General features: G+C 64.3%; 20 protein-coding genes. 11 read left to right on the top strand and 9 right to left on the bottom strand.

Annotated features, from left to right (window positions below; all coding sequences use genetic code 11):
* Positions 1 to 14 precede the first annotated feature (14 nt).
* From G9463_RS00750 to G9463_RS00740, 3 genes are all read left to right on the top strand, one after another.
* Positions 15 to 1,028, top strand: a complete 1,014-nt coding sequence (locus tag G9463_RS00750) for a deoxyhypusine synthase (protein ID WP_165895703.1) — start codon at positions 15 to 17, stop codon at positions 1,026 to 1,028.
* A 111-nt stretch (positions 1,029 to 1,139) separates the two neighbouring features.
* On the top strand, positions 1,140 to 2,141 hold the full coding sequence (locus G9463_RS00745) for a glycerophosphodiester phosphodiesterase (protein ID WP_165895702.1): 1,002 nt from the start codon (positions 1,140 to 1,142) through the stop codon (positions 2,139 to 2,141).
* A gap of 16 nt (positions 2,142 to 2,157) precedes the next feature.
* Entirely contained in the window at positions 2,158 to 2,661 is a 504-nt protein-coding gene (locus tag G9463_RS00740) for an MGMT family protein (protein ID WP_007188756.1), read from the top strand.
* Here the strand turns inward: G9463_RS00740 and G9463_RS00735 are convergent.
* Both G9463_RS00735 and lonB read right to left on the bottom strand, forming a co-directional pair.
* On the bottom strand, positions 2,658 to 3,479 hold the full coding sequence (locus tag G9463_RS00735; protein WP_007188757.1) for a CPBP family intramembrane glutamic endopeptidase: 822 nt from the start codon (positions 3,477 to 3,479) through the stop codon (positions 2,658 to 2,660). The two genes, G9463_RS00740 and G9463_RS00735, sit on opposite strands and share 4 nt — an antisense overlap.
* Positions 3,480 to 5,609: an ATP-dependent protease LonB gene (gene lonB / locus G9463_RS00730; protein WP_004958081.1), complete on the bottom strand. Its 2,130-nt coding sequence runs from the start codon at positions 5,607 to 5,609 to the stop codon at positions 3,480 to 3,482.
* Positions 5,610 to 5,779: 170 nt separating this feature from the next.
* Here lonB and G9463_RS00725 point away from each other — a divergent pair, with 170 nt between their 5' ends.
* The 5 genes from G9463_RS00725 (at position 5,780) to G9463_RS00705 (ending at position 12,385) form a co-directional block, all read left to right on the top strand.
* A complete protein-coding gene (locus G9463_RS00725) occupies positions 5,780 to 6,346 on the top strand; it encodes a nicotinamide-nucleotide adenylyltransferase (RefSeq protein ID WP_004958079.1) in 567 nt (188 codons plus the stop codon).
* Complete coding sequence (locus G9463_RS00720; protein ID WP_004958077.1) at positions 6,346 to 7,125, top strand: S-adenosyl-l-methionine hydroxide adenosyltransferase family protein; 780 nt, start codon at positions 6,346 to 6,348, stop codon at positions 7,123 to 7,125. The genes G9463_RS00725 and G9463_RS00720 overlap by 1 nt, the downstream gene beginning before the upstream one ends.
* A 76-nt stretch (positions 7,126 to 7,201) precedes the next feature.
* The gene (locus G9463_RS00715; protein ID WP_165895701.1) at positions 7,202 to 9,673 is read left to right on the top strand and encodes a DUF5059 domain-containing protein; all 2,472 of its coding nucleotides are present in this window, start codon (positions 7,202 to 7,204) and stop codon (positions 9,671 to 9,673) included.
* Positions 9,674 to 10,112: 439 nt separating this feature from the next.
* A complete protein-coding gene (gene nth, locus G9463_RS00710) occupies positions 10,113 to 10,949 on the top strand; it encodes an endonuclease III (RefSeq protein WP_165895700.1) in 837 nt (278 codons plus the stop codon).
* Positions 10,950 to 11,071: 122 nt separating this feature from the next.
* Positions 11,072 to 12,385, top strand: a complete 1,314-nt coding sequence (locus tag G9463_RS00705) for an MFS transporter (RefSeq protein WP_165895699.1) — start codon at positions 11,072 to 11,074, stop codon at positions 12,383 to 12,385.
* Positions 12,386 to 12,496: 111 nt separating this feature from the next.
* Here the strand turns inward: G9463_RS00705 and G9463_RS00700 are convergent, their stop codons facing one another.
* Entirely contained in the window at positions 12,497 to 13,528 is a 1,032-nt protein-coding gene (locus G9463_RS00700; RefSeq protein ID WP_165895698.1) for an aldo/keto reductase, read from the bottom strand.
* A 93-nt stretch (positions 13,529 to 13,621) separates the two neighbouring features.
* Positions 13,622 to 14,050 (bottom strand): disulfide bond formation protein B, encoded by a 429-nt coding sequence (locus G9463_RS00695; RefSeq protein WP_165895697.1) that lies wholly within the window; start codon positions 14,048 to 14,050, stop codon positions 13,622 to 13,624.
* Positions 14,051 to 14,167: 117 nt separating this feature from the next.
* Between G9463_RS00695 and G9463_RS00690 the strand changes: the two genes are divergently transcribed.
* Positions 14,168 to 14,470, top strand: coding sequence for a hypothetical protein (locus tag G9463_RS00690; RefSeq protein WP_121302604.1), 303 nt, complete (start codon positions 14,168 to 14,170; stop codon positions 14,468 to 14,470).
* Between the two features lie 19 nt (positions 14,471 to 14,489).
* Here G9463_RS00690 and hpt read toward each other — a convergent pair whose 3' ends face one another.
* Both hpt and G9463_RS00680 read right to left on the bottom strand, forming a co-directional pair.
* Complete coding sequence (gene hpt, locus G9463_RS00685; protein ID WP_165895696.1) at positions 14,490 to 15,038, bottom strand: hypoxanthine/guanine phosphoribosyltransferase; 549 nt, start codon at positions 15,036 to 15,038, stop codon at positions 14,490 to 14,492.
* Between the two features lie 118 nt (positions 15,039 to 15,156).
* Complete coding sequence (locus G9463_RS00680; RefSeq protein WP_165895695.1) at positions 15,157 to 16,680, bottom strand: NAD(P)/FAD-dependent oxidoreductase; 1,524 nt, start codon at positions 16,678 to 16,680, stop codon at positions 15,157 to 15,159.
* Positions 16,681 to 16,828: 148 nt separating this feature from the next.
* Here G9463_RS00680 and G9463_RS00675 point away from each other — a divergent pair, with 148 nt between their 5' ends.
* Positions 16,829 to 17,893 (top strand): Brp/Blh family beta-carotene 15,15'-dioxygenase, encoded by a 1,065-nt coding sequence (locus G9463_RS00675; RefSeq protein ID WP_165895694.1) that lies wholly within the window; start codon positions 16,829 to 16,831, stop codon positions 17,891 to 17,893.
* A 78-nt stretch (positions 17,894 to 17,971) separates the two neighbouring features.
* On the top strand, positions 17,972 to 19,162 hold the full coding sequence (gene eis, locus G9463_RS00670) for an enhanced intracellular survival protein Eis (protein WP_165895693.1): 1,191 nt from the start codon (positions 17,972 to 17,974) through the stop codon (positions 19,160 to 19,162).
* A 114-nt stretch (positions 19,163 to 19,276) separates the two neighbouring features.
* Here the strand turns inward: eis and G9463_RS00665 are convergent, their stop codons facing one another.
* From G9463_RS00665 to G9463_RS00655, 3 genes are all read right to left on the bottom strand, one after another.
* A complete protein-coding gene (locus G9463_RS00665; RefSeq protein ID WP_165895692.1) occupies positions 19,277 to 20,656 on the bottom strand; it encodes a hemolysin family protein in 1,380 nt (459 codons plus the stop codon).
* A 56-nt stretch (positions 20,657 to 20,712) separates the two neighbouring features.
* Positions 20,713 to 22,302, bottom strand: a complete 1,590-nt coding sequence (locus G9463_RS00660; RefSeq protein WP_165895691.1) for an oleate hydratase — start codon at positions 22,300 to 22,302, stop codon at positions 20,713 to 20,715.
* Positions 22,303 to 22,421: 119 nt separating this feature from the next.
* The gene (locus G9463_RS00655; protein WP_165895690.1) at positions 22,422 to 23,066 is read right to left on the bottom strand and encodes a helix-turn-helix domain-containing protein; all 645 of its coding nucleotides are present in this window, start codon (positions 23,064 to 23,066) and stop codon (positions 22,422 to 22,424) included.
* Positions 23,067 to 23,562: the final 496 nt, after the last annotated feature.

Genomic DNA, 23,562 nt, shown 5'->3' with positions numbered 1-23,562 from the left:
TCGACTGCACAGCAATGAGCGACCACACCGACGAGCGAGAGACGTTCCATCACGACCCCATCGGGCACGCGGAAGCTCGGGCCGGAATGACGGTCGGCGAACTGGCTAACAGCTACGGCGAGGCCGGCATCGGCGCGAGCGACATCCACGAGGCCGTCGATATCTACAGCGAGATGCTCGATGACGACGTGACGACCTTCTTCGGACTCGCCGGTGCGATGGTCCCGACCGGGATGCGGGCTATCGTCAGCGAACTCATCCGCGACGGCCACATCGATGTGCTCGTCACGACGGGGGCGAACTGCACCCACGACAGCATCGAGGCCATCGGCGGCAAGCACCACCACGGCGAGGTGACACCTGAAGGGCAAACGGAACGCGAACACGACGAGACGCTCCGGGATGAGGGCGTCGACCGTATCTACAACGTCTATCTCCCACAGGAGCATTTCGCCCTGTTCGAGAACCATCTCCGGGACGAAGTGTTCTCGACGCTGGAAGACGAGGGCACGGTCTCGATCCAGCGCATGACGGAGGAACTGGGCCGGGCCAACAGCGAGGTCAACGAGCGCGAGGACGTGCCTGAGGACGCCGGCGTGCTGGCGGCGGCCTACGAGAACGACGTGCCGGTGTACTGCCCGGCCTTCCAGGACTCCGTGCTGGGCCTGCAAGCGTGGATGTACTCTCAGACCAGCGAGTTCACGATCGACGCGCTGGCGGATATGACACAGATCACGGACATCGCGTACGAGGCTGACAGCGCCGGCGCGATGGTTGTCGGCGGCGGCGTCCCGAAGAACTACGTCCTCCAGACGATGCTCGTCTCGCCCGACGCCTACGACTACGCCGTCCAGTTGACGATGGACCCCTCGAACACCGGCGGTCTCTCCGGCGCGACGCTTGATGAGGCCCGCTCGTGGGGGAAACTTGAAAAGGACGCCCGGAATGTCTCGGTGTATGCCGACGCGACGATTACACTCCCACTGGTCGTGGCCGCGGCCCGCGAGCGCCACAGTACGGAAGCGTAATCACTTCGACGGAGGCGGCTACAGACCCGGCCGTTGTGGGACACATCTACTGAGAGACATATATTCCACATATAAACGGTCTTTCACGACCGCTCGGCAGCCGTATTTAGCATGTCAGAGTACATCGGTCGACGGACATTTGTCGAAGGGACGGCGGCGACGCTGGCGAGTTCCGGGATTGCGGGGAGCACAGCAGCACAGGAATCCAATGGTGGTGAGTCAGGCACCGATGACGCCACCGACACGGAGGGCGAGGGGATGACCGACGACACGACGCTCATCGCTCACCGCGGGTTTGCCGGCGTCTACCCGGAGAACACGGAACTGGCCGTCGAGGCCGCTTCGTTCGGCGGACCGGGAACGCAGACGGCCCACCGGCGCGCCGACATGGTCGAAGTCGATGTCGTACCGACCGCCGATGGCACGCTCGTCACCTTCCACGACAACGGGCTGGCCGAACGCGACGGCGGCGAGCGCGGGCTGACAGACACCGAGGGCCTCGTTTTCGAGACCGACACGGATACTGTGACCAACGCGACTGTCTTGGGGACCGAAGAAACGGTCCCGACGCTTGAGATCGTCATGGACGCGATTCCACCGAGCGTCGCTGTCAATCTAGAGTTCAAGAACCCCGGGAGCGACGACCTCGCGTTCGCCGAGTCGCTGTCGGACCAGACACTGTCGACGCAGCGAGAACTGTGGCGACCCTACACCGAACGCGCGCTCGACCTCGTCAGCGAGTACGACAACGATATTCTCGTCTCGTCGTTCTACGAAGCTGCGCTTGCGACTGTCCGTGATTACGACGACTCGGTCCCCGTCGCCTTCCTTTTCTGGGATAGCATCGAGGAGGGGCTGGAGGTCACCCGCCGCTACGACTGCGACGCGATGAACGTCCCCCGGCATATGGTTCAGGGAACGCCCTTCTTCAACGACAGCGAGTACATCGACTCCGACCTGAGCGACATCGACCTCGTCGACATCGCTGCCGACGAGGACCGAGCCCTGAACACCTGGACCGTCGGCACGTGGTATCAGGCCCGGGAACTGGTCCAGGCTGGCGTCGACGGACTCATTTCCGACTATCCCACTGTGCTCTCGATTCAGGACTGATGAACGCCGATGCCGAATGTTGAAGGGCCGACCGGCCGACACCAATAGTATGGAAGCACCGACCGGGGACGCAGGAATCTACGCCCGTGAGTCGTCGTATCTCGACCGGTACGTCCAGCTTGGAGAAGCCGGCGACCGGATCATCTCGTTGTCGTTTCCGTCCCAGCCAGAGGCCGACGCTGGCGAGGACCACGCGCTGCTTGACCGCATCGACGAGTATCTTCAGGGGGTCGAAGACGACTTCGCTGATGTGACGGTCGGCCTCACGGTCCCGACGGACCAGCGAATAGTGCTGGAAGCTGTCCAGGAGATTCCGTACGGCGAAGATGCATCCGTCGCGCAGGTCGCGCGGATGACGCCGGACCTGAATGATGACGAAGAGGACGACCTCGCACAGGTCCGGGAGGCACTGGCCGCAAACCCCGTGCCGCTGTTGATTCCGGACCATCGGGTTCGAGACGGACCAAGCGCCGCGCCGCCGCCTGTCGAGCAAAAGCTCCGGGCTATCGAGGGTCTCTAGGCCCAGAGCCGGTCGACGCCCAGCCCCTCGTGGACAAGTAGTTCGAGGGCGTTGACGAGGTAGTGGGCGACGACGACGGCGAGTAAGCTGTTTGTCGCGATGAACAGGCCAGCGAGCGCCAACCCCAGCGTGCCGGTGACGACGATACCCACCCGGCCCTGTGCGCCGTGGCCCAGCGCGAAGGCGACAGAGGCGACGATAGCCATCGCCCACGCCGGCGCGTTGAGGCCGGCCACGGGGACGCCGATAGCCGCTGCCCGGAAGAGCAGTTCCTCGACGATAGCGATGACCGGCAAGACACCGCCCAGCAGGATGACCCAGCCGCCGGGCGAGTCCGGGGCGAGCAGTTCCCGTAGCGACTCATCGAAGGTGACGCCGAAGCCGTCTGCCAGCGCAGCGGCCCCCTCGTTCCCGACCCAGAAGCCGATTCCAGCGCCGATACCGATTGCCACTGCCGGCAACCCTGTCGAAAGTGCGTCACTGGTGACTCCAAACGCACTGGCGGGGATTTCGAAATAAAACGCGCCGGCGACTAGCAGCACGCCGAACAGCCCCTGTGTGAACGCGACGTTGGCAAGCAACGCCCCTGTCGAGACATCGCTCGGGGCGAGCGTGTCGCGCATCTGTTGTCGCTGGGCCGCCGCCCGTTGCGTTTCGAACCGTGGGATGGTCGGGTCCCTGTCGGCCATTGAGACGCCGTCGACTGTGGATGAGACGCCGCCGTCGGACCGTACGGCTCCCTGCGAGAGCCGTGCGAGACCGAGAAGCGCGGTTAAAAGAAACCCCGTCAGGCCGACGAATGCGGCCCACTCGGGCATTTATTGCGGACTTGGACTGCCGCCCTGCCGGCCGACCTCGTGGTCGAGTGCCTTGCCCGTGATGGACTTGAGGCGGTCGACCAGCGAGTCCTTCTCGGCTTCGCCGGCGAGTGCGACCTCGAGGACCTCTGAGATGTGCGAGACGGGAATGATCTCGATCATGTCCTCGTACTCGTCCTCGATCATCACGTCCTGCGTGTTCGCCTCGGGGATGATGACCGTATCGAGGCCGGACTTGGCAGCCGCCTCGATCTTGTGCGTGACACCGCCGACCGGGAGTACGTCACCCCGGACCGACAGTGAGCCGGTCATGGCGAGGTTCTGCTTGATCGGAACGTCTTCTATCGCGGAGATAACCGCGGTAGCGACTGTGATAGAGGCGGAGTCGCCGTCGACGCCACCTTCACCGGCTTGGACGAACTGGATGTGAACGTCCTTTTCGGAGATGTCCTCGTCAGAGAACTTCTTGATGATCGCCGAGACGTTCTGGACAGCCTCTTCGGCCATCTCCTTGAGCTGTCCCGTGGCAATGACCTGACCGGGGCCCTGTGACGGGCTGACCTCGGCCATCACGGGGAGGACGATACCGCTGTCCTCACCCATGACGGCGAGCCCGTTGACGCGGCCGACCACGTCGCCCTGGTTGACGGTGAGCTCGTAGTCCTTGCGGCGCTCGATGTAGTTGTCCGCGAGCTGTTGCTCGATGGACCGGGAGCGCCGTTTGGCCTGCAGGACATCTGCGCGCTCGGTGCGGTCGCGGTCCTCGGCGCGGGCGATGTCGCCAGCGACGCGGACCAGTCCGCCAAGGTCACGGAACTTCAGGCTGAGGTGGCCTTTTCGGCCGGCGCGACGCCGGGCCTCCAGGATGAGCTCCTGAACGGCCTCCTCGGTGAAGTGCGGGAGCCGCCCGTCGTTTTCGACCTCCTGGGCGATGAACCGAGCATACTTCCGTCGCATCTCGGGGTCGTCCTCGATGGTGTCGTCCATGTACACCTCGTACCCGTACCCCTTGATACGGGAGCGCAGCGCGGGGTGCATATTCTCCATCGCGTCGAGGTTCCCCGCGGCGATCATGATGAAGTCACAGGGGACGGGCTCGGTCTGGACCATCGCACCCGAAGACCGCTCGGACTGGCCCGTAATGGAGAACTCGCCCTCCTGAATGGCTGTCATCAGCTTCTGCTGGCTGCGGATATCGAGCGTGTTGATCTCGTCGACGAACAGCACGCCCTTGTTGGCCTGGTGGATCGCGCCGGGCTCGACGCGGTCGTGGCTCGGCGTCTCCATCCCACCGGACTGGAACGGGTCGTGACGAACGTCGCCCAGCAGCGCACCGGCGTGGGCACCCGTGGCGTCCTCGAACGGCGCGGTCTTCTGGTTGGCGTTGTTGACGAGCAGGTTCGGAATCATCGCGTCGCTGCCGCGCGAACCGTAGCGGAATGCGAGATAGATGACACCGGCCGCGAGAATCCCCAGCAGGACCTGCTGGACGAGGATCAGGGCGTAGCCGATGACGATGGCGATGATGATCCACATGAGGAAGGTCCGCATCTGGTTGCGCTTACGGGCCTCCTCCTTGTGGGCCTCGACAATCTGTTCCCCTTTGCCGCCGGGGACAGTGCGTACTTTCGGTTCATTGCCGTCGTCGGGATTGTGATAGACAAGAACGTCCTGCAGTTCCTCTCGTGGGAGCAGCTGAGACATCGCCTTCGCCAGCATCGACTTCCCCGTTCCGGGGGAGCCAATCATCATCACGTGACGGCGCTGTTTGGCCGCCTTCTTGATCACGTCACGGGCGTGGTCCTGCCCGATGACCTGGTCGACGAGTCGGTCTGGCACTTCGATGTCGGCGGTCGATTCGATTTCGAGACCGCCAAGGAGATTCTCCTCATCTCCGTCCAGTTCAGACTCGCCGTCAACTTGGACATCGCTTCCGAGTGTCGTTTCGGACGTTTCTCCCTCGCCGGCCCATCGGTCCTCGGACGGGTCGGATGGCTCGTCTGCCGAGGGCTCAGAGGCGGGTTCGTTGGGGTCCTGTTTGGCCCCGTTGGTCGACGCCTCTTCCTCCCCAGCGTCGGATGCCTCCCGGTCAGGGTCGGGAGTCGCGTCGGTGTCGGTGTTGTCGCTCATACAAACGTTGCTAACATACTCACGGAAGGCCTGTCGACTGATATACTTTCTCCCCGTGTCGGTTGTTGCAACACCCCGAAAACCGCAGTACAGCGCCCGAATTAGGTGGGGTTGTATTCCGGCAGTACCGCGTCGTCGGGTTTATCAAACCACCACACCCACTGGGGAATATGCGTGGGTTCTACATCGGTCGCTTCCAGCCCTACCACAATGGCCATCACTCGATGGTCGAGCGGATCTCGGAGGAGGTCGACGAGCTTGTACTGGGTATCGGGAGCGCCGACGATTCACACACCACACACGACCCCTTTACGGCCGGTGAACGGATCATGATGATCACGAAGGCCGTCGCAGAGTACGACCTGACGACTTATGTCGTTCCCCTTGAGGACATCAACCGCAACGCCGTCTGGGTGAGCCACGTCGAGAGTATGTGCCCGGACTTCGACGTGGCGTACTCGAACAATCCGCTTGTCGTCCGCTTGTTCGAGGAGGCCGGTATCGAGGTCCGCCAGTCGCCGATGTTCGACCGCGACCGACTGGAGGGCAGCGAGATCCGCCAGCGGATGATCGACGACGAGTCCTGGCGTGACCGGGTCCCGGCATCTGTTGTGGAAGTCATTGAGGAGATCCACGGCATCAAGCGACTCCAGCACGTCTCAGACAGCGACTCGCTCGAACGGTACGCCGCCACGGGCGAATCGCTCCCCGAATCACTCGACGACCTTGACGACTGATGATAACCCTCAGTTCTGACTTCGGCTCGCCCTATCCGGCGGCGATGAAAGGCGTCATCTGTCAGGCGACCGACGCGCGTATCGAGGATATCGCTCACGATTTCCCACGGCAGGACGTGCGGGCAGCGGCGTTCTGGCTCACGCAAACGCTCCCGTACTTTCCGCCGGCAGTCCACTGTGTCGTCGTCGACCCGGGCGTCGGAACCGACAGAGACGCCATCGTCGTTCGTGCGGGCGACCACGCGCTCGTGGGGCCTGACAACGGCGTCCTCCTGCCAGTCGCCCGCGAACTGGCTGAAACCGAGAACGACGCCCCGGACGCGTTCGAGGTGTTCACCTGGGCCTACGACGACCCGGCGAGTACGACGTTCCACGGGCGGGACGTGTTTGCGCCCGCCGCGGCGGCCGTCCACGACACCGGCGTCGACACCGTCGAAACCCTTTCTGAAATCGACCCAACTGAGGACTACGCTGATCTCCGGTTCCCAGCGGCCACAGTCGATGGTGACGGAGCGACCGGTGAGGTGCTCGTCGTTGATGACTTCGGGAACGCCGTGACGAACATACCCGGCGAGGTCCTCGCGGATCGGTTCGGCGGGGTGGTCTCGGTCGACGGTGTTGAGGCCCCAGTCCATCGAGCCTACGCTGCCGTCGACAAGAGTCAGCGACTCGTCACCGTCGGCAGTCACGGGAACGTCGAACTCGCCGTTAACCGCGGCCGTGGCGACGAAGCGTTCGGGGTCAGCACCGGCGACACAGTTACCATCTCACTGTGTTGACGTGTAGCCACACAGCGGTTTAGGCTCGCCAAAACATCGGTGGTCTTAAGTCTTTTAGGCAACCCTAATCGAGCGTATGCCACAGAGACGTGACTTGCTGAAGACGGTGGGGATCGCTGCGACGGGACTGCTTGCTGGGTGTCCCAGTCAGGGGTCGACAGAATCGAACACGGCGTCGGCGGACACCGACACGACAGAACAGGAAGCGACTGCGGGAACAGACGAGGGCGGCGAAAGCGGTGTTTCGGTCGGGCCGATGACCGCTGTCGCGACCGAGTGGAACGTCTACCGGGCGCGGCTGTACGATGCCGTCGCGCTGGGTCGGGCCGGTGCGCCCGGTGCCGGAGCGACCGTCGCACAGAACATTTTTGCCCGGTTCGAAGGCGCATCCGGTGAGTACGGGGCCCACGAACAGCTTGAGTCCACGTCAGAGTCAGCGTACGAGGGCTTTGAGGATGCCCTCGGGACGGTCCAGTCGTCGCTGTCTGAGGGCAACGTATCGGAAGCCGCGTCGGCCGCGGACAAAGCGTCGGGCCACCTCCAGACAGCGCAGCAGGCCGCTGCCGGACAGCAGGCCACCAGAGTGCTGGACCTGCTCTTGCTGGGCAGTCGGGCGAGCAATGCCGCGATGGCTGGGACGCTGGGCGCTTTCGAGGGGGCCGCCACGATCGCGGAAGAGACGATGACCGCGTTCGAGGACGCGCTGGTGTACAGCAAAATAGAGGCTGCGGACGCAGAATCCTACGAGGCCTTTGAGAACGCACTGGCCGGCATCGGTTCCGCCGCAGGCAGTGAAGACGCGAGCGGCGTCACCGAACAGGCCCGCGCCGCACTGGATGCGACCGTTTCGGGCGCGTATGCGCTGGTCCAGCCGGCGTCGGTCGCCGGTGCGGGCCACCTCGCAACGATGCAGGCCCGCGGCTGGGACGCGGCCGCGCTCGCCGCAGGCGGTGGTGCCGGGGCTGACTACGCCCACGCGACGACGCTGAACACGTACCGGGCCCGCGTCCACGACGCTGGGTGGCTGGCCCGTGCCGGCGAGACAGCCACCGCGGCGACGATGGTCGAGGACGTTTTTGCCCACTTCGAAGGCGCGGCCGCTCACGACGCCCTCGAAGAGGCGGACAGCGAGGCCTACGAAGCGTTCGAGTCCGGTTTGTCGGACCTCTCCTCAGCAATCGAGAACGGGAACACCGAGGGGGTCGCGTCGGCCGTCGAGACGGTCGACACCAATCTGGTCGCCGGCATCGAGGCGCTGGCCGGCGGCAACGCGCCGGTTCTCCAGTCGGGCTTCTTCAAAGCCCGCTTCGCCGACGCGCGCGAGCTGTACCGCCAGGGTCAGGCGGGGCAGGCAGCGACGCTCGTTTCGGACCTGTTCGCCCGGTTCGAGGAGAACCAGCTCGACTTCCACGAGACGCTAGAGGAGACCAGCGAGGACCTCTATCACCGCTTCGAGGAGGAACACCTCGTGGGGCTCCAGTCAGCCTACGAGAACGGCGACGACGACGCGGTCGGGACTCACCACGACGGTGTTCTCGCGGCGCTGCTGGAGTTCGAATCGGCCCACAGTGCCGCCGTCGCCAGCGGGTCCGGCGCGACCTACATGGCCGGCCTCGCCTTCGACGCCGCGGCGACGAACGCCCTCGGGAACGCCGACCGCGCAGCGTCGACTGCTCAGGGGGCGCTGGCGTTCTTCGAGTCCGGGGCCGCCGGCTACCATGAGGCACTCGAAGAGGCGAACGAGGACCTGTATCACCGCTTCGAGGACGAAGCACTCGGGAGCGTCATCTCCGCCGCGAACGACGGCGGTGACGTATACGCGGCCGCGAAGACGTTCTACGGCGCAGCCATCGAATCCGTGACGGCCATCGTCGGGTCGAGCGGCGGTGGCGAGACCGGTGCCGGGGCCGCGAGTGTCGTCAGCGACGTGTTCGCTACCTTCGAGAACGCCGCGGTGCACGACAAACTCGAAAACGCGGACGCGGAGGCGTACGAAGCCTATGAGGCCGCACTGAACGACTATGTCGCCGACTTGGAGAGCGGGTCGACCGACGGCGCGACCGCGTTCGCAAACGCCGCCCGGACCGCTTCTTTCGCCGTCGTTGGCGCTGTCGACAGCGCCCCAAGTGGGTCCGGCGGCCACGGCGGCGAGGAGTCCGAGGCGACCGAGTCGTCACTGTCCGGCGGCCCGAATGTCGTCGAAGGCGTTCCCGAGGACGCCGACCACGTCGTCGACATGCAGGCTGTGGCGTTCGCGCCCGAGGAACTCACCGTCAGCGTCGGCGACACAGTCGCCTGGAAACATGCCGGTGGCGAGGCTCACAACGTCGTCGCGTATGAGGAGGAACTCCCGGACGACGCGACCTACTGGGCTTCCGGCGGGTTCGAAAGCGAGTCGGCCGCACGCGAGGGCTGGGAGAACGGTGAGGGGGCCGTTCAGTCCGGCCAGAGTTACGTTCACACGTTCGAGACGGCCGGCGAGCACGGATACTTCTGCGTTCCGCACGAGGCTGCGGGGATGGCTGGCACCGTTATCGTCGAGGAGTAATCACGCTCTCTTTTTTGGCCCGCCTAGAAACCGATGGCTTTTTGTGTTTTAGGGTAGCCTAAACAATTGTATGCCGGACGAACAGGCCACATCGAGACGGGACATCTGTCGCCGTAGCGAGTCGGGTGCTGCCGTCCCTGTCGTCCGCGCAAACGCCGCCCTACAGGAGGTGAGAGCCTGGACGTGACCGTACATTGACCTGTCAGCTTCGACCATCTTTCGCGGCGACGACCACCGTGGGCATAGCCCGTCGCCGCACGCCACGAGCTTTTCGTGTCTGTCCCGTGGGCGTCTGCCCCAAGGACGCCCCATTTCAGGTCCTTTACTGTGGACCACTCTGGAATCACCACTTTTGATTAGCCGCCGGTAGGCGCTGAGTCCGCACTGGTAGCTGTTTTTCGGGGCAGGCGTTTTGAGTCCGCCAGCCCTGCGACTGGCTATGACTGACGAGGAACCAGCGGAGAACATCAGCGGCGGAACTGCTGGCGGTGGCCAGTCGGCAACGTTCGACCCGGAAACAGCGGGGACGCGGGCAGAAACCGTCGTGGACCGTCTCGGCGAGATGTACTGGACGAAAACCTACGGCGGCCGGGACGCCTTCGAGTGTCTCGTCCGGACGATTCTCAGCCAGAACACATCCGACAAAGCGAGCCAGCCGGCCCACGACGACCTGATGGCTCGGTATGGCGGCGGGGAGGACGCGAACAGCGAGGGAGACATTGACAGCACTGACCTCGCCCGCGCGCTGGCCGACGCCGACCAGCCCGAACTCGCTGAAACCATCTCCTCGGCCGGGCTGTACAACCAGAAATCCGAGCGCATCATCGCACTGGCACAGCGCATCTGCGAGGAGTACGGCGGCGAAGCTGGCTTTGATGCGTTTGTTCGGGACAGCGACTCCGAGAAGGTGCGGTCGACGCTGCTTGACATGAACGGCGTCGGGCCAAAGACCGCTGATTGCGTCCTGCTGTTCGCGGGCGGTCGCGGCGGCGTGTTCCCCGTCGATACGCACGTCCACCGCATCGCCCGCCGGATGGGACTGGCCCCGGCCGACGCCGACCACGAGACCGTCCGTGCGTATCTGGAGCGCGACGTGCCCGCGGCGAAATGCGGCTTCGGCCATACGGCGATGATTCAGTTTGGCCGGGAGTACTGCTCGGCCAGAAAGCCGGCCTGTCTGGACGACCCCGATGCGTGCCCGCTGGCGGGTCACTGTGACCAGATCGGCGTGTACCCGGCCGCTGATGATGTTGTCGACCCATCCGAAACTGCCTGACGCATTCCACAGTACACTGTCGGTACTGTCGATGTGTGCTGGTATTGAACTCTTCCCGTCAGAAATTAAACTGAAGTGTGTTTCTGGAAGGACCTTAGTCCCCCGAAAGTGACAGCGTCCGTATGTTCCGACCGGCATCCGGCCGCGGGTTAGTGCGCCGGTACTATCTGTACCGTGCCACGATCGCTGTCGGATTTATCACTCCCATCTTCACCCTGTTTCTCTTGCGAACGCTGACCTTCACGCAGGTCGGTGCCCTCTCAGCAATCTACGCATCGCTATCTGTCGTCGGCGAGATTCCAACAGGCTACGTCGGTGATCGGCTCGGGCGGCGCGCAAGCCTCCTTCTCAGCGTGCTGTTCACCGTTGTCTCCCTCGCGGGCTTCGTTCTCGCTTCGGGATTCCGCTGGTACGGCTTCCTCTATGCGCTGTGGGCGCTGGCGCTGACGTTACGCTCAGGGAGCATGGATGCGTGGCTATACGATACGCTGACTGAACGACTCGATAGCGAGCAGTTCAGCCGTATCCGTGGCCGGGGCGACGCAGTGCAGAAGTGGACTGCAGCGGTTTCGATGGTTGCCGGTGGCCTGCTGTATGGGCTGCACCCAACCTATCCGTTCGTTGCTGCGGTCGGTTTCAACAGTCTCGGCTTCTTTGCCCTGCTCTCACTGCCGAAGAATCGGCAGTACGCCGACCGGGGCAGTGACAGTCGCTCCGCCGACCGTCTCGACCCACTGGAAACCGTCTCGGTCATCCGAACGTATCTGGCTCGACCGCCGCTCCGAGCACTGGTCCTGTACATTGGGTTGTTCTATGCCGTTTTGGGCGTTTCCCACACCTACATCCAGCCGATGGTGGTCGAGACGCTGGGGCCGTACGCCGCCGCTATCGGCGTTCAGGTTCCTGCTGGTGTTCCGACCGCGGCGGCACGAGTAGGCGAGGCCGGCGCGGCACTTGCGCTCGGACTGGGTGTGCTGTACGCTGCCCTGACAGCAGTGGCATCCGCTGGCGGCTACTACGCCGGCGCAGTTGAGGACCGTCTCGGCGTCCGCAGAGCCGTGGTTGTCGTGCCAGCCCTGACGGCTGTCGCACTCGTGGGACCGCTGTGGCTCGCGCTGGTCGTACTCCCGACGTTCACGACGATGCGAACCGCGAAGCCGCTGGTCCAGCCTATCGTCAACGGGTACATTAACGACCATGTCGAGTCGGTCGGACGGGCGACGTTGCTCTCCGCGGTATCGATGCTGCATATGATTCTTCGGACGCCGCTGGCACTTGCTGCTGGGATGGTGGCGGATGCAACCACGGCGACCACAGCAGTTGCGGCGCTTGGCGGCCTGTTTCTCGCCGCTGGCGGCGCAGTCTGGCTGTTCGGGGAGATTGCGCCTGAGACAGTGGCTGCTTCCGGTGACGGGGCCAGCAAATCAGCGTCATAGACCCATCAGCGGCCGGCCGGAAACCCGACCCGGCCACGATTAGACCGAACGCTTCCGGGGCGACAAGGGCGTGCCCCGACGACAGCGCGGTTCTGTCAGTTCGTCTCCCGATTACGCTCGGTGGCCCCAGCGCTCGCCGTCCTCGGCGTAGCGGGCGCTCACAATCCGGTTGAACTGGTCGTCGGACAGCGAGATGTCCGTCGCGCCGACGTTCTCGTCGAGCTGGTCGACAGTGCGAGCGCCGACGATGGGGACGCAGGTGAAGTCCGGCTGTTCGATGAGCCAGCGGAGCGCGACCTGTGCGGGCGTGGCGTCAAGTTCGTCCGCGACAGCGCGGAGTTCGTCAAGGACGTGCCAGCCGCGCTCGGAGAGGTAGAAATCCTCGAAGCGGTCGGACAGCGAGCCTCGGGAGCCTTCCGGCCCCTCGAAGGCCGTCGGGTCGTCGTCGTCCGTGCGCTCGTACTTGCCCGTGAGGAAGCCGCCGGCCAGCGGCGAGTACGGACAGACCGCGATGTCTTGGTCGGCACACACATCGAGATAGTCTTTCACGTCGTCGCGGTAGCCGGCGTGGAACAGCGGCTGGGTCACCTCGAAGCGCTCGTAGTCCTCGACGTCGCTCTTCCACAGGGCTTTGGTCAGCTGCCAGGCGGCCATCGTCGACGCGCCGAGGTGGTGGACCGTCCCTGAACGGACGAGGTCGTCAAGCGTCGACAGCGTCTCCTCGATATCGCTGTGCTCGTCCCAACGGTGGATGTAGTAGAGGTCGAGATAGTCCGTATCGAGACGGTCCAGTGTCCCCTCGATCTGGGCGCGGATGTGCTTGCGGCCCAGGCCGGCGTCGTTGGGACCGGGCTCGCCGCGACCGTCGAAGGGGAAGTACACCTTCGAGGCGATGACGAAGTCCTCGCGGTCGTAATCGTCGAGCCACTCGCCGATGTACGCTTCGCTGGTCCCGTTAGGATTGCCGTAGACGTTGGCAGTATCGATGAAGTTGATGCCGCGCTCCCACGCCGCATCGAGCAGGTCGTGGGCCTCCTCGCGGTCGGTCTCGACGACGCCGCCGGTCTCCCGGCCGAAGCGCCAGGTACCGAAACAGAGCTGTGAAACCGTTGTTCCGGTCGAACCAAGTCTGGTGTACTCCATATCGGGGGCACGACGGGCGACCGGAAAAAGGGGTGCGGTCCCGGCGAAGGCTGTCCGGTATCGGCCGCTCACTCGCTCTGTCGCACCCGCGAATCAGAACTGACTGCCAGACGCTCGGGCGGCCGCGACGACCAGCCCGGTCACCAGCACGAACGCCACCAGCGAGAGATTCGGCACGGTCAGGCCGACCACGCGGTACTGAATCTGCGCACAGCTGATCGCGCCGATGCCACAGGTCGTCTGGCTCACCTGCAGCCAGGAGTGGTAGGCCGCGATGGCCGCTCCCGGCACCGCAAGCGGCAGTGCTGTCCGGACGACGCCGAGACGGCGCTCGACAGCAGCGACGCCAAGAACGACCACTAATGGATACATCAGAATTCGCTGATACCAGCAGAGCCGACAGGGCGTCAGCCCGAGGCCCAGCGAGAGATAGAGGCTGCCGGCCGTCGCAACGGTGGCGACGGTAGTCGCCGCGGCCAACAGGAGCCGAGGTCGGTCGGAGACAGATCGGGAGTCGACCACAGGAAAGCCAGCGTCTGCCGGCCGAAAAAGCGTTCCGAGAGCCGCCCTCTTTCTCGGCTCCCGCCTGACCGGAGCGCCAGCGCTCGCTTTTTCAGGCCTGCCGCCGACAGCCAGCGTATGCCCGACGATTCGGACCCCGAGGCGAACCTCGAACAGTGGAAGTCCGCGATGCAGGAAGAGCACGCTGAGGCCATCGCAAACCCGGACCCCGACGAGTCCCACCAGATAGAGGGCGTGGCACAGGTCACATATCGGGTGACGTTCGACTACGACGCCGACGAGGACGCACTCGACCGGGCCAGCGCCGAGGAGGTCGACGACCTGACCGACCCCGACCTGCTCTCCTGTGCGTGTGGCGTTCGTGGGATGACCCCCGAAGAAGCCCGAAAGCACATGGCTGCCGCTGTCGAGCAGGGGTAAACAGGGGCCGCAGTCACTCTCAGTCGTGGATAGTCACGCCGTCCTGGTCGACCGAGATGTCGAGCAGGCTGGTCACATCGTAATCAGTGTCGTCAAGCGCCGACTCGCCCTGTTTCCGGAAGACGACGACGATATCAGAGATGTCCGCCCCGATGTCGTCAAGCGCCTCACAGATGGCGGCCATCGTTCCGCCGGTCGAGAGCAGGTCGTCAACGATGAGCAGGTCGTCGCCCGCCTCGATGTCATTGATGAACATCTCCGATTCGGAGTAGCCGGTGGTCTTGTGCAGCGGGACCTCGTCGTCGAGACCGTAGGAGCGCTTACGGATGACCACAAGCGGAATGTCCGTCTGCAGCGAGAGTGCGGTCGCGATGTGGATACCCATCGCCTCAGGCGCGACGATCTTGTCCACGTCGAGGTCGGCCGCCCGCGTCACACCGACGACGACCTCGCGGAGGAGTTCCGGCTCCAGCATCGGGACGCCGTTGCTGAGCGGGTGGACCAGATAGGAGTATCCGTCCTTATCGATTATCGGGGCCTCGTGCAGTGAATCGCGGAGCTTCTCCATGCCTCCGTTACCTGAAGGGGGACAATAAACCGTTCGAGGCTGGGCTGCGGTGTGCGTGTCACGCTATCGCGTCGTGATTTAGGCGGTTTGCGTGAACTGCCAATCGAGCACGGCAGCGTCAATCCGCCGTCGAAGCCGAGCGGCCCCTCTTCGTTTCGAACGGGCTGTCCTCAACGATGTCCCGGGCGGTGTGCTCGCCGCTGATAAGACACATCGGCATCCCGATGCCGGGCGTCGTGTAGGCCCCGGTGTAGTAGAGCCCCTCAAGCCCGGCGCGGTGGCTGGGACGGAGTGGCCCGGTCTGGAACAGGGTATGCGCCAGCCCGAGCGCCGTCCCCTGCGGGTCGCCATAGCGCTCGGCAAACTCGCTGACACACGCCGTCTCTTCAACGACGATGCGGTCACGGAGGTCCACGCCGGTTTGCTCGGCGAGGTCGTCCAGCACGAACGCTCTGTATTCCTCGCGAATCGCGGGGCCGTCGTCCAGCCCCGGCGCGATGGGGACAAGGACGACGATGGCGTGGTGGCCGTCGGGGGCGACCGTCTCGTCGGTCTTCGACGCCACCGAGAGGTAATATGCGGGGTCGTCGGGCCACCCCGGGCGGTCGAATATCTGCTCGAAATGGCCGTCCCAGTCCGTCGGCAGGACCAGCGAGTGATGCGCCAGCGGGTCCACGTCGCCCTCGACACCGAGATACAACATGAATGCCGACGGCGCGTAGGTCTGGTCGTCCCAGTGGTCCGGGTTGTGGTCGCGGGCAGCGGGGTCAAGCAGATGCTGCTCGGTGTAGGCGGGGTTGGCGTTGCTGACCACGACATCGGAGGCGACGACGCCGTCCTCGGTGGTCAGTTCGAACACCCCCGCCTCGCCGGCGATGTGCTGGACCTCGGTCCCGGTCTGAATGTCGACGCCGAGTTCCCGAGCCAGCGACCCGAGGCCGTCGACGACGCCGGCGATGCCGCCTTCGGGGTAGAACACGTTCATGTTCAGGTCGACGTGGCTCATGATGCTGTACAGCGCGGGAGTGTTGTGTGGCGCGCCGCCGAGAAACACCAGCGTGTATTCGAGCAACTGCCGGAGCTTCGGGTGGTCGATGTAGCGGCTGACGTAGTCGTCCATCGAGCCGAACAGTCGCGCCCGCGGTGCGAGCGGGAGCAGGTCGGGGTCGACGTAGTCCCGGAGCCGTTCGCGGCCCTCGTAGACGACCCGGTCCATCGCCAGGTCGTAGTTGCGCTCGGCCGTGTCGAGGTAGTCGACCAGCGCGTCGCCGGCCCCGTCCTCGTAGGACTCAAAGACCTCGTACGCGTTCTCGCGGTTTGGCCGCATCGTCACGCGGTCGCCGTCCTTCCAGAACACCCGGTACTGGGGGTCCAACCGTTCCAGTTCGTAGTAGTCCGCGGGCTCGCGGTCGAAGTGCTTGAAGAAGCGCTCGAACACATCGGGCATCAGGTACCACGACGGGCCGGTGTCAAAGCGGAAGCCGTCGCGTTCGAGGACGCCCGCGTGGCCGCCGAGGCGGTCGTAGCGTTCGAGCAATTGCACGTCGGCCCCGGCGTCAGCGAGATAGCACGCAGCCGAGAGGCCGCCGAAGCCGCCACCGACGACGGTCACCGTCCGGTCGCTTGGGAGGCCATCACGCATAGCCGTTGCTAACGACTACGCCTGAAAAAGGGTTCCTCGGATTCCCAGCGCTTCATAACAGACAGCTCATGATTCAAACCAGCGGTCTGTTCCCAGTTCGCTGGAATCGCTTGTTTCGTTTATTGTGAGTATTTCCCTAGCTCGCGATATGGCAACGACCGGCCTGGAGTCCCTCTGGCAGCGGCATCGGGATACAGACCGCCATCCGTCGCTCTTGCTCTCTCGGGCGAGCCTGCTGGTACTCGCTGTCACGTTCGGGCTCCTCGGCGCTGCCGAGGTCAGAGTTCCGCTCCGGGCCCAGATGGTGGTGTACCTCGTCGGGATGGTCGCGCTCAATCTCCCCCACGGCGGGTACGAGCACTTCGAGAACCTCCGCCGCCGCCGACACTCATTCCGCTGGCGCTACGTCGGGGTGTATCTGGCGGCTATCGGCGGGTTCGTCGGCCTGTTCCTCGCCGCGCCAGTCGCCGGCCTCGCGCTGGCGCTGACCGTCGCTATGGCGAAGGGCGGTCTCGGTGGCCTGCAAGTGCTGGAAGCTACGAGCGGTACCGACCACCTGCAGACCCGGTTCCAGCGCGGGCTGGCGGCGGCCGTCCGCGGCGGCGCGGTGATGCTCGTCCCAATCGTGTTCTGGCCGCAGACGTTCCACGCGTTTAGTTCGTTGATGGTCGGCCTCGTCGAACCCGGAGCCCTCTCGTCGTACGCGGGGTCGTTCGACACAACTCGGCTCGTCATCGGGTCGGGCTACGGGCTCGCCCTAACGGCGCATATCGTGCTGGGATACGTGCGCGGCGGCGGCCGTTCCTGGCTTATCGACGCCGGAGAATCGTTGCTCCTTGCGGTATTCTTCGCGTCTGTCCCGGTCCTCGTCGCCGTCGGCCTGTACTTCCCATTCTGGTACTCCGCCCGACAGGTGGCGCGGACGGCGGCCGTCGAGACGGAGCCGGTCGGCGACGAGCGCTGGGACCTGCTCGGCGGCGCGGACCCCTCGACTGTTGCACTCCGCGCCTGGGTCGTCCTCGTCGTTGGAGCGCTGGCCACCTTCGGCGTCTTCGTCGCCGTCTACTGTGCGTTCCCGAACCCGCTTGGAACGAGTGACCTGCTCCCCGGCGCGGTAGCGTTCTGGAGTATGTTTATTAGCATTGTTGCGCTCCCACACATCGTCGTCGGGTCACTCCTCGACCGGGACCGGGGTATCTGGTACGTGCCGTGACGCCCCACTCCCAGGAAGGACCGCGACGCCGACCCGCAGATGACTAGCTTTCTGTAGCTGGCGGACACCCGGGACAGTATGTCTGAATTCCGCCCCGTCCCGACGACTGACCGCGAAGCCTGCCAGCGGATACTTCAGTACGCGTTCGCGCCCGAAACAGGTCCGGTGCCGCCGGACCCGGACGGTGACTGGCCGCCGTCGCTGTTCGACCAGCGAGGCCTCTATGACGGTGACACCCTCCGGGCCGTCTGCAAGCTGTATTTCCTCGACACAACTGTTCGCGGCGCGGCGACGACGGTCGGCGGCCTCGGCGCGGTTGCAACACCACCCGAACACCGCGGACAGGGGCTCGCCGCCGACCTCTGCCGACACGCACTGTCTGCGTACCGCAAAGCCGATGTCGGGTTCGTCACCCTCTGGCCGTTCTCGACGCCGTTCTACCACCGTCTGGGCTGGGGGACGGCGAACACCTATCGCCGCTTCGACCTGCCGCCGTCGGCGCTCCCGGACGACGACACTGCCGGACAGCTGGTCCGCCTCGACGCCGACGACTGGGAGCGGCTCCGTCGGGTCGAGACGGCTGCAGCCGCCGGGACAGCGCTCTCGCTCCGGCGCTCGGAGGCGTGGTGGCGCGAGCGGACCCTCGCCGACTGGGACGACGACGGCGTCCCGTACTGCTACGGCTACGAACGCGACGGTGAACTTCAGGGGTACGTCGTGTACACCGTCGCGGACGATGCTAACAACACGCTCTCGGTTTCGAACTTCGCGGCTGTCGACGAGGAGGCCCGCCGCGCGCTGTTTGCGTTCTTCGGGCATCACGGCGCACAGATAGAGCGCGTCACGCTCCAGCTACCGCCTGATACTGACCTCTTCCATCGCGTCGACGACCCCGGGGCGGTCGACTGCACGGTCGAGGCCGGGCCGATGGTTCGGCTCACCGACGTGGACTACCTCGAACGCCTCGACTGGCCCGGGGGCGACCTCGACTGCACGCTCTCGGTGAACGATCCGCTGCTTGACCGCAACGACGGCCTGTTCCGGCTGTCAGTGAACGGCGGCACTGCGACGGTCGACCCGCTTCCAGCCAGCGACTCGAAAGCCGATGTGGCCGTCGACATTGCGACGCTCTCACAACTGGCCGTCGGGACGCACGGCGTCGACGCCGCTGAACGCCTGGCTGGGCTGGAGATACACGACGAGTCGGCCCGCAGTCCACTCGCTGACGTTTTCGAGCCCGAATCCGTCTACTTAGGCGAGTTCTTCTGAGACTGGTGGCTGTGACTGCGACGGGATACTCGCCATCCGTGATGGCGACATTCTCGAAAGACGGACAGCAGACCGTGTGAGAGTTACCCACTCGGCCGACAGTCCGAACGGTGCTCACTCAGCCGACGGCGAGTCGTCGATATCGCCCTCGCTGATCTGGACCGTTGAGATACGGGTGCCCTCGACGCTCGTCACCTCGAACACGTATCCGGCCGCTTCGGCGGTGTCGCCGACCTCCGGAGCGCGGTCGAGCTGACTCAGCACCAGCCCACCGATGGTTTCGACCGCGTCCCTGTCGAGGTCGACACCGAGCGCCTCGCCCGCTGTCGACAGCGGGACGCCGCCGTCGGCGTCGTAGCTCCCGTCGCTTTGCTTGCGGATGGCGTGTTCGCGGCCGTCGACATCGAACTCGTCGCGCAGGTCGCCGACGACGGCCTCGACCACGTCCTCGATCGTCGCGATGCCCTCCAGCGACCCCCACTCGTCGATGACCGCGGCCATCTGCCGGCGGTCCTGTCTGAACTGCAACAGGAGGTCGTTGATAGCTGTCGTCTCCGGGACGACCGGTATCTCGTGGGCGATATCGCCGGCAGTCGCGTCCTCGCTGCCTTCCTCGCCGGCCCGCAGCACGTCCTTGACATCGATGAACCCGACAATCTGACCGCTGTCGTCGGCATCGACCACCGGATAGCGGGTGTGTCCCTCGTCGAAAACGACTGCCCGGATATCCGACAGCGTGGCGTCGGCCGGCACGCTCACGACGTCGGGGCGCGGGACCATGACCTCCCGGACGACCGTATCGTCGAGGTCGAACACGCGCTCTATCATGTCGACCTCCGCCGCGTCGATGTTCCCCTCTTCGCCAGACCGGGCCAGTACTCGGCGTATCTCGCGCTCGCCGAGCGTCTCGTCCGTTTCCGAGGCCGGCGGGACGCCGAGCAGTTGCGTGAAGGCGTTCGCCGAGCCGTTGAAGACGACGATACCAGGATAGAACAGGTAGTAAAACAGCTTCATCGGCGGCGCAAGCAACAGCGAGAGCCGCTCAGTCCGAGCAATCGCAAACGTCTTCGGCGCGAGTTCGCCGAAGACGACGTGGAGGAACGTGATGATTGTGAAGCCGATTGCGAACGCCACGAGGTGGAGGAGGGTCTCGGGCAGTACCGGAGCGAGGACGGGTTCAAGCAGCGCTGCGACGGCGGGCTCACCGACCCACCCCAGTCCCAGCGAGGCAAGCGTAATCCCGAGCTGGGTCACCGCGAGATAGTTATCTAGGTCCGCCATCACTGCCTGGAGCGAGCCTGCGCCGGCCCGGCCTTCGTCAGCGAGCTGTTCGACCGATGTGCCGCGAACGCGAACGAACGCGAACTCAGCGGCAACGAAAAAGCCGTTCAGTCCGACGAGTATCAGCGCCACGAGAAGCTGCGCCGCCGAGAGCGCGAGATTTACCATCGTAACCTCCGGGCGGAGTGCGTCGATGTGTGCATACACACCCATCTCTGTCACCGTACTAAAGTGCTGGAATGTCCGCGCCCGTACCGCCGTCGACTCCCTCAGCGGTACGCGGCACGGACAGTGTCTGCGATGACACCCGGCTTCCGGTAGTGTTTGGTCACCGGGGGGACTTCCCGGTCGAGGTCGAGCATCTCGTAGACGGCTGTCATCGCCGACCGGACCGAGTACTCGACGGTGAACACGACATCCCGTGGCTGTTCGGCGTACTGTCCGAGGAACGCCAGATTGTTCGACCCGTCCGGAACGACATCGGGCCGGTCACCGGGTTCTCGGGGCTGGAAGTGCGCCGTGATGAACGGCATCATCGCCGGGATGCAGGTCACGTCGTCGAGTAGCTCCGGGAGCCGGTCCTCGCACTGCAGGTGGTAACACAGCTCCTGAAGAATCTCCCGGCCGGTACACTCGGACATCGGCTTCTCCACGTAGTTCCCTTCGCGGTCCGGGAACAGCGCGTAGCCCCAGAACACCTTCACGTCGTCCGGCTGGTTCGCGAAGTGGGGCTGTGCGGCGACGACCGTCGACAACAGCCAGTTCGACCCGAGGTAGGTGACGAGCCCGTTGCCCGGTTCCTCGTTCGTGAAATCGACGATGTGGTCGAACAAGTCGGTGTTGTGCAGGGTGACGGTGAACGACTCCCATTTCGTCTCCGTGACGTTGTCCGCGAACACCGACGGGTTGCCGAACTGTGGGTTGTCCTCGGCGATGGACTTCCACAGCTCCCACGACGCCCCGGTCTCGTTCAGTTCGGGGGCCTCGTCCATCCCGCCGATAGACGAGCCGTCGGTCATCGACCCGTTCGTCACGAACACGAGGTCGGACGGCTCAACTGGAACCGACTCGGTGCCGCTGTCGGTTTCACAGTAGAGCCGCTCGACGGTGCGCCCTGTCCGCGACGGGACGATATCCATATCGGTCACCTCGTGGCCGTACTCGAAGGAGACGCCCCTGTCTTCGAGCCAGCGTCGGAGCGGGAGGATCATCGAGTCGTACTGGTTGTACTTCGTCCGGTCGATACCCTCCATGGTGTGCAGTTGCGGGAACTCGTGGAGGAACCGGTACATGTATCGCCGGACCTCGGCGACGCTGTGCCACGGCTGGAACGCGAAGATGGTCGCCCAGACGTACCAGAAGTTCGTCTCCAGGAACGACTCGTCGAACCACTCCTCGATGCGCGTGTCACCGAGTCGCGGTTCGGGCGTGAGGAGCAACCGAACTATCGACTGCCGGTGCTGGCGCGTCAGTCCGTACTCGCCCGCGTCGATTCGTTCGCCCTCGTGCATCAGCCGTGTTTTCGCGTACGAGGGGTGCGTTTCGTTGAACTCGTCCATCACGTCTTTGACCGAGCGCGAGTCGTCTTCGAGCGACGGAATCGTCTCGAAGAGGTCCCACGTACATTCATACGCCGGGTAGTTGAACATCCGACCGCCCCGGATCAGGTACGCCTCGTCCGGGTCGCCAGCGCCGTCCATCGCGCCACCGACGACGTCCAGCTTTTCGTAGACATGGATGTTTTCGCCGGGCATATTGCCGTCCCGGACGAGGAACGCCGCGCCAGCCAGGGAGGCAATACCGCCCCCGACGAAGTGTGCGTCGCGGTCAGTGACGTGTGGGTGCTGGTGGATGGTCATATTGGGTCACCGTCATGTAGTGCTACGCAAGTCCCAGCCCTAACCGTTGCCAACATATGTACAGCAATTTATAAGAGGACGTCTCTTGCCGAAATAGCCGCGCTCTGGCTAGCCGGCTGTCACTGTTCGGAGCTGGCAATCGGGTGGTCGATCAGCCGGTCCGTGCCACGACGGAGCCGCTCCGAAATCGCGGACGTGGTCGTGTCGAGTTCCGCTGAAAGGTCCGTCAGGTCTGCCTCGCGAGGGACGGTGAAGTATCCCTGCCGATGGGCTGCTAGCAGTGCCTCTCGCTGTGGGGCGGAGAGTCCGTAGTCATCGCCGCCGTGTTCTGTCTCACAGAGCCGGTGCGGGCGGAACGTGACACTGCTGGACTGACAGGTGTCCCGGAACACTTCGAGGTCTGCCCGGTCGGCGAACTGCGTGCTCACCTTCCACCCGTGCTCGGTCACGAGCGCACCCATCGGATACGTCTGCCGGTCGACGAGCTGGGTGTACATTTCGACGTAGTCTGTATCGAGGACGACCCGATACCGTGATTCGACGATAGCAGAATCCATGGCGACGAACTCCACGACCGATTCGTCGCCGAGCAATGCTGATTCAAGTGCGTCCGGTTCGACGCCCGTCGCGGAGAACACGAGTGCCGGTTCGTCGGTCGTGCCAGAGACGACGGTGTCGACGATCAGTCGGGTGTTCAGTTCCGCAGCAACCGCACACAGCGGCATATCTGCGGACTGCAACTCAAATTCACAGATGACGCTCATGTGTGTTGCTCAGCCGAACAAAATAAAGGCATACTGGGAATTCTCACGCACCGAAACCGACCGGTGGCATCGGAGCCGCTCGACAGACACGCGTTGCTCCTTCCGTATCTGGCCGCCCGATGAGAACACGACCGAAACTCGTGCCGACTCTGGCCACAGCCAGATATAGTCAGAGCTGTGGTCTACTCTCAAAGATAGCGGCCTCGGCACTCACGACTCACCACATATCCATAGTGAATGCTTTAGGGCGGCTATAGACGCTTTTCAATCCGTAACCCGTTCACCCCCGCTTGCTACTCCTCTCGTATATGCTATGAGATTCGAGTGAACAACACCGCTGGCTCTGACCGAAGGTCGTGAAGCCGTCGTCTCTGGGTTCTGTTAGGACGTGCTGTGCAAGGTACAAGACGCATATCTTGCATTCACCCGTTTGTGGTGAGACCTGCTGTGTGAATCTGGGTGGCACCTTTTCGATGGTCAATTTGTACAGTTGCAA

This window comes from Haloarcula sp. JP-Z28 (genome assembly GCF_011440255.1).
Classification (GTDB): Archaea; Halobacteriota; Halobacteria; order Halobacteriales; family Haloarculaceae; genus Haloarcula; species Haloarcula marismortui.
The sequence above is the reverse complement of the archived record's forward strand: the minus strand, read 5'-3'. Positions and strand labels throughout refer to the sequence as shown.